Source organism: Acidimicrobiales bacterium, from assembly GCA_022452145.1.
Taxonomy (GTDB): Bacteria; Actinomycetota; Acidimicrobiia; order Acidimicrobiales; family MedAcidi-G1; genus UBA9410.
Genome location: JAKURY010000041.1, coordinates 1 through 5,780, shown reverse-complemented (window position 1 = coordinate 5,780; position 5,780 = coordinate 1). Strand labels below are relative to the sequence as shown.

Below are 5,780 nucleotides of genomic sequence, written 5' to 3'. Positions count from 1 at the left end.
GCGCTGGATGGTCGCAGCGCTCGGCCTCGTTCTGGCCCTATCGGTCGCCCAGGAGTTGGCCCGCCCCGAGACCACGGACCTGATCTCGGCAGGCACCGCCGAGGCCACGCTGCGCCGGGCGGTACCCATCCTGCTGGCCGGCCTGGGAGGCATATGGGCCGAACGGGCCGGCGTGGTCAACATCGGCCTCGAGGGGATGATGATCCTCGGCACCTGGTTCGGGGCGTGGGGTGCCATCGAGTTCGGCCCGTGGTGGGGCATCGCCATCGGGGCCGCCGGCGGCGCGGCCGGCGGCCTGCTCCATGCGGTGGCCACCGTCGGCTTCGGCGTGGACCACATCATCTCCGGCGTGGCCATCAACATCCTGGCTCCTGCACTGGCCCGTTTCCTGTCCCGTGAGGTCTTCGCTGATCGGCCCGGAGGCGGCATCACCCAGTCGCCGAGGGTCGAATCGGTCGGCGACATGGACCTGCCCTTCCTCTCGGGGGGCGACCTGTTCGGATGGTCCACGCCGGACCTCTTCAGTTGGGTGGACGACCGGGGATGGTTCCTGGTGTCCGACCTGTCCGCCGTGCTGTCCGGCATAACAAGCAACGTCTCGTGGGCGACGCTTCTGGCCATGGCGCTGGTACCGGCATCGGTGGTGATCCTGTGGCGTACAAGCATCGGCCTCCGGATCCGGGCTGCCGGCGAGCACCCGGTAGCCGCCGACAGCCTCGGCGTCAACGTGTACCGCATGAAGTACCTGGCCGTTGTGGTGAGCGGCGGGCTGGCCGGGTTCGGCGGCGCCTTCATCGTCATCGAGCAGACCGGCATCTACCGGGAGGCCCAGACCCAGGGTCGGGGCTTCATCGGCCTGGCCACGGTCATCTTCGGGAACTGGCAGCCGGTCGGTGCCTTCGTGGGCTCGCTGCTCTTCGGCTTCGCCGACGCCCTGCAGCTCCGTGACCGGACCGCCGTCCACGCCCTGCTCCTGGTCGCCGGCGTGGCCTTGGCCGCCCTGGCCGTCCGTGCTGTATGGCGACGCCGTTCGACGTCCGCCGTTGGGCTGGCCGTGGCCGCCGCGCTCCTGCTGTGGTGGTACTCGGTCACCGACAAGGTCATGGGCGAACTGCCGCCGATCACCCCCCACCTTGCGACCCTGCTGGTCCTGGTATTCGCGGGCAGCCGCCTACGCATGCCTGCGGCCAACGGCCTGCGCTACCGACGCGGCCAGGAATGACCGGTCCACCGGTCCTTGATGCCGCCGCCCGTATCGGATGGGATCGGGACGGCTACGTGGTGCTCCCGGACTTCGTCGAACCGGGCCTGCTCACCGACCTGCGGACCCGGATCGACGACCTGGTGGCCGGATACGCCGATGGCGGGCTTCCCGAGGGGGCGGCCACCGTCTTTTCCACCACCGAGCAGACGCACGCCCAGGACGAGTGGTTCCTAACCTCGGCCGACGTGGTCCGTCCGTTCTTCGAGGACGGCGCCTTCGACGGCGACGGTCGGCTGTTGGTACCCATGGATCAGGCGCTGAACAAGCTTGGGCACGCCATGCACGACCTGGACCCGGTATTCGACCGCTTCTCGCGGAGCGGCAGCATGGCCGCCCTGGTTGGCGAGCTGGGCTTCGTCGACCCACTCCTGCTGCAGTCCATGGTCATCTTCAAGCCTCCCCGCATCGGAGGCGAGGTGGTCTGCCACTGCGACCACTCGTTCCTCTGGACCGACCCCCAGACGGTCACCGGATTCTGGTTCGCCCTGGACGACGCCACGGTCGAGAACGGCTGCATGTGGGCCATTCCCGGGGGCCATCTCTCCGACGTCCGGACCCGGTTCCGCCTGGAAGGCACGGGCACGACGACCGACGTTTACGACCCCTCCCCCTACGACATGGACGCCCTGGTGCCCATGGAGGTCCGCTCCGGCACCCTCATCGCCTTCCACGGACGGCTCCCCCACTGGAGCGGCCCCAACACGTCGTCCAGGCCACGGCTGGCCTACACCCTCCACGTCATCGACGGCACGGCCGACTACAGGGCCGACAACTGGCTCCAGCGGGGACCCGGGCTGCCGTTGCGCGGCTTCGGCTGATCCACCCCGGAACGCCGACCGCTGGCGACCCGGGCCGCCACGATGGCCCCCGGATAGCCTGCAACATGGACAGCATGGATCCGGCAACCATCCGGCAGGCCCCCAAGGTCGTTCTACACGACCACCTGGACGGCGGCCTGCGTCCGGCCACCGTCATCGCCCTGGCCGACGAGGTCGGCTACGACGGGCTGCCCAGCACCGACGAGGCCGAGCTGGCCACCTGGTTCCACCGGGGGGCCGACCGCCGGGACCTCGGCCTCTACCTGGAGACCTTCGAGCACACGGTCGGCGTCATGCAGACGGCCGCAGCCTGCCACCGCGTGGCAGCAGAGTGCGCAGCCGACCTGGCAACCGACGGTTGCGTGTACGCAGAGGTCCGCTTCGCACCGGCACTCCACACCGCCCGCGGCCTCTCCCTGGACGAGGTGGTCGAGGCTGTCCTGGCCGGCTTCGTAGAGGGTTCGGACGGGACCGGGTTGACCATCCGGACCCTGGTCACCGCCATGCGCACGTCCACCGACTCGATGGAGGTGGCCGAGACCGCCGTGCGCTACCGGGACCATGGCGTGGTCGGCTTCGACATCGCAGGCAGGGAGGCCGGCTATCCGCCCACCCGCCACCTCGAGGCCTTCCAGTACCTCCAGCGGGAGAACTTCCACTTCACCATCCACGCCGGCGAGGCCTTCGGCCCGGCGTCCATATGGGAGGCCATCCAGTTCTGCGGAGCCGAACGGCTCGGCCACGGCGTTCGGATCGTCGACGACATCACGGAGGCGGCCGACGGCACGCCCCTACTGGGTCGCCTCGCCGCCATAGTCAGGGACCGCCGGATCCCCCTGGAGCTCTGTCCGACGTCGAACGTGCATACGGGGGCAGTGGCCGACGTCGCAGACCACCCGATCGGGCTGCTGCGTAGCCTTGGCTTCCGGATAACCGTCAACACCGACAACCGTCTCATGAGCGGCGTCTCGATGACGTCGGAGATGGCAGCGCTGAACGATGCCTTCGGCTGGGGCCTCGAGGACTTCCGGTGGCTCACGATCAACGCCATGAAGAGCGCCTTCCTGCCGTTCGACGAGCGCCTCGAGCTCATCAACGGCACCGTCAAGCCCGGCTACGCCGCCCTGGCAGGCTGACGTCGCGGCCGGTCCCGTTCAGGCCACAGGGTCGAGCGTGGCGAGGATCTCCTCCAGGTCCTCGACGGTGGTACGCGGGTTGACGACACAGATCCGCATGGCGGCGCCACCGTCGAAAGTCGTCGGGGTGAGCATTGCCGTGCCGTCGTCCAGTAACCGATCGCACCAGGCCTGGTAGTCGGCAAGCTCCCAGCCCCGGCGCCGGAACGCCACGACCGACAACTCGGGTTCGACCAGGAGCTCGAGGTGTTCCGCAGCCACGACCAGGTCCCTCGCCGCCCGGGCCACCTCGAGGGTGTGCTCGATGGCGTCCCGGTAGGCATCCGTGCCGTACACGGCCAGCGAGAACCAGAACGGCATGCCCCGTGCCCTGCGGGTCAGCACGTTGGCGTAATCGCAGGGGTTCCAGACCGTGTCGTCGATGATCGGCTCGAGGTAGCCGGCGTGCTGGGTGTGCGCCTCTCGGGCCAGCGGCGGGTTCCGGTAGAGCAGGGCCGCACAGTCGAAGGGTGAGAACAGCCACTTGTGGGGGTCGACCACCAGGGAATCGCAATGTTCGATGCCGTCGAAGCGGTGGCGGACCGACGGAGCGGCCATCGCCGCACCGCCGTAGGCGCCATCGACGTGCAGCCACACGCTGGACGCGGCGCACGCATCGGCGATGCCGTCTATGGCGTCGACGATTCCCAGGTTGGTGGTGCCGGCCGTCGCGGCGACAGCGAAGACCTCCGTTCCGGCGGGTCGACCCGAAATGGCCTCGGCCACGGCGTCACCTCGCAGCCGCTGGTCGTCGTCGATCCCGGCGAGGATCACCTCGACGTCCATCACCCTGGCGGCCGAGTCGATCGACGAGTGGGCGCTCTTGGCGGCAACCACGGCCCACCGGTCTGGGCGCCCCATTCCGGCCGCCGCACGCTTCCGGTCGGCGTCATGGCGCGCCGTGACCAGCGCCGAGAGGTTGCCCATAGTGCCGCCGGTGACGAAGCATCCACCGGCCGAGTCCGGCAGGCCGGCCAGGTCGGCGATCCACCGCAGGGCCTGGTTCTCGGCGAAGACCATGCCGGCACCGTCCAGCCAGGTGGAACCGCAGAGAGACGAGGAGCCGACGACGAGGTCGAACGCGGAGGCCGCCATGGTCGGAGCGCCTGACACGAAGGCCAGGTATCGGGGGTGGTCCGTTGGGATGCAGGCCGGTGCGAGGTGGTCGGCGAATCGGCGCAACGCCTCGGCCCCACCGAGCCCAGTCGCGGTGATCGTCTCCCCGACCAGTGCCTGGAGTTCCCCGGCGCTTCTGGGGCCGTCCAGCGGAGGGTCGCTCCCGAGTTGATCGAGTGCGTAGTCGAGGACCCTCCGAACGAGGTCCTCGTTCTCCGCGTCCAACTCGTGCATTCCCACCACGGGGACACTAGGACGATGCCCCCGGCACCACTCGAGTGGACAGTGCAGTTCGGAGTCGGGTCCGTCGTCGGAAGCCGGTTCGGGGGCCGTCCGGAGCCACACCATGGGATCCCTGGCTTTGCCCCGCCTCCGAGTCTTGTATCTACTCTCTACCGATGACGGGCAGCAGAGGCAGTTCCCCCGGGGCCGGACCCACCCGCACGCTCTCCGAAGCGCGGTCCCGACGCCTGGTGGCCGGCGTCGGCGTGGCCGTGTCCGACTGGGCCACCGCGTCCGATCCCGAGGGTGCAGTGGAGGCCGCAGCGGCCATGGGCCTACCGGTCGTAATCAAGTTGTGCGGCGATGCCATCGCCCACAAGACCGAGCGCGGCCTGGTGAGGCTGTCACTCGGCTCGACCGACGAGGTGCGGGCGGCAGCCACCGAACTGCTGGCCGCGGCCACCCCCGACGACGGCGACGTGGAGCTCCTGGTGTCGACCATGGTCCGGGGTAGCCGGGAGTTGATAGCCGGCATGGTCAGGGATCCCCAGTTCGGCCCCTGCGTGATGCTCGGCGTGGGCGGCGTGCTGGCCGAGGCGGTCGCCGACGTGGCGTTCCGCCTGGCGCCCCTGGACGCCCACGATGCCCACGACCTGATCGACGACCTAAGTGCCCAGGCCCTGCTCCGAGCCTTCCGTGGCGAGCCGGCAGTGGACCGCGACGCCCTGGCCGACACCCTGCGCGCCCTGGGTGCGCTGGCCGCCGACCCCTCGGTCGCGTCGATCGACCTGAACCCGTTGATCGTGGTGGACGGCCTGGCGGTGGCCGTCGACGCCCTGGTCGAGGTGGCAGACGACGGGGTCGGGGCCTGATGGCCCGCGACCTGGCTCCGCTGTTCGAGCCCCGGGGCGTGGTGATCACCGGGGTGTCCAACCACCCCGGCAAGTTCGGCTTCGTGACCCTCCACAACGTGCTGGCCTGTGGCTACACGGGCGAGGGGTTCGCAGTTGGCAGGAAGGCGTGATCCGTGCTGGGCCGGCCCGTGCTCCCGTCCATCGAGGCCCTACCCGAGGGCCGCGCCGAACTCCTGGTGGTCTGCACCCCCGTCTCGGCAAACGAGGAGATCATCCGCACGGCTGCCGCCAGGGGGGTGCGGGCCGTGTTCGTGGCCGCCGGAGGCTATTC

At 69.8% G+C, this 5,780-nt stretch carries 6 protein-coding genes; 5 read left to right on the top strand and 1 reads right to left on the bottom strand.

From position 1 onward, the window contains the following. From MK177_10200 to MK177_10190, 3 genes are all read left to right on the top strand, one after another. A partial coding sequence (locus MK177_10200) for an ABC transporter permease (protein ID MCH2427686.1) occupies positions 1 to 1,222 on the top strand: 1,222 nt, incomplete at its 5' end. Beyond that, positions 1,219 to 2,082 (top strand): phytanoyl-CoA dioxygenase family protein, encoded by an 864-nt coding sequence (locus MK177_10195; protein MCH2427685.1) that lies wholly within the window; start codon positions 1,219 to 1,221, stop codon positions 2,080 to 2,082. The genes MK177_10200 and MK177_10195, both read left to right, overlap by 4 nt. 65 nt (positions 2,083 to 2,147) lie before the next feature. Further along, positions 2,148 to 3,218 carry an adenosine deaminase gene (locus MK177_10190; GenBank protein ID MCH2427684.1) on the top strand — a complete coding sequence of 357 codons (1,071 nt, stop codon included), beginning with the start codon at positions 2,148 to 2,150 and terminating at the stop codon, positions 3,216 to 3,218. 18 nt (positions 3,219 to 3,236) lie between these two features. Here the strand turns inward: MK177_10190 and MK177_10185 are convergent, their stop codons facing one another. Continuing rightward, positions 3,237 to 4,607: a pyridoxal-dependent decarboxylase gene (locus tag MK177_10185; GenBank protein MCH2427683.1), complete on the bottom strand. Its 1,371-nt coding sequence runs from the start codon at positions 4,605 to 4,607 to the stop codon at positions 3,237 to 3,239. Positions 4,608 to 4,771: 164 nt separating this feature from the next. Between MK177_10185 and MK177_10180 the strand changes: the two genes are divergently transcribed. Next, positions 4,772 to 5,467 (top strand): acetate--CoA ligase family protein, encoded by a 696-nt coding sequence (locus tag MK177_10180; GenBank protein MCH2427682.1) that lies wholly within the window; start codon positions 4,772 to 4,774, stop codon positions 5,465 to 5,467. Beyond that, entirely contained in the window at positions 5,467 to 5,619 is a 153-nt protein-coding gene (locus MK177_10175; GenBank protein MCH2427681.1) for a hypothetical protein, read from the top strand. The genes MK177_10180 and MK177_10175 overlap by 1 nt, the downstream gene beginning before the upstream one ends. Positions 5,620 to 5,780: the final 161 nt, after the last annotated feature.

Coding starts and splice junctions, on each gene's coding strand:
- MK177_10185 (MCH2427683.1), bottom strand. CDS start 4,607: ATGCACGAGTTGGACGCGGAGAACGAGGACCTCGTTCGGAGGGTCCTC.
- MK177_10175 (MCH2427681.1), top strand. CDS start 5,467: ATGGCCCGCGACCTGGCTCCGCTGTTCGAGCCCCGGGGCGTGGTGATC.
- MK177_10180 (MCH2427682.1), top strand. CDS start 4,772: ATGACGGGCAGCAGAGGCAGTTCCCCCGGGGCCGGACCCACCCGCACG.
- MK177_10195 (MCH2427685.1), top strand. CDS start 1,219: ATGACCGGTCCACCGGTCCTTGATGCCGCCGCCCGTATCGGATGGGAT.
- MK177_10190 (MCH2427684.1), top strand. CDS start 2,148: ATGGACAGCATGGATCCGGCAACCATCCGGCAGGCCCCCAAGGTCGTT.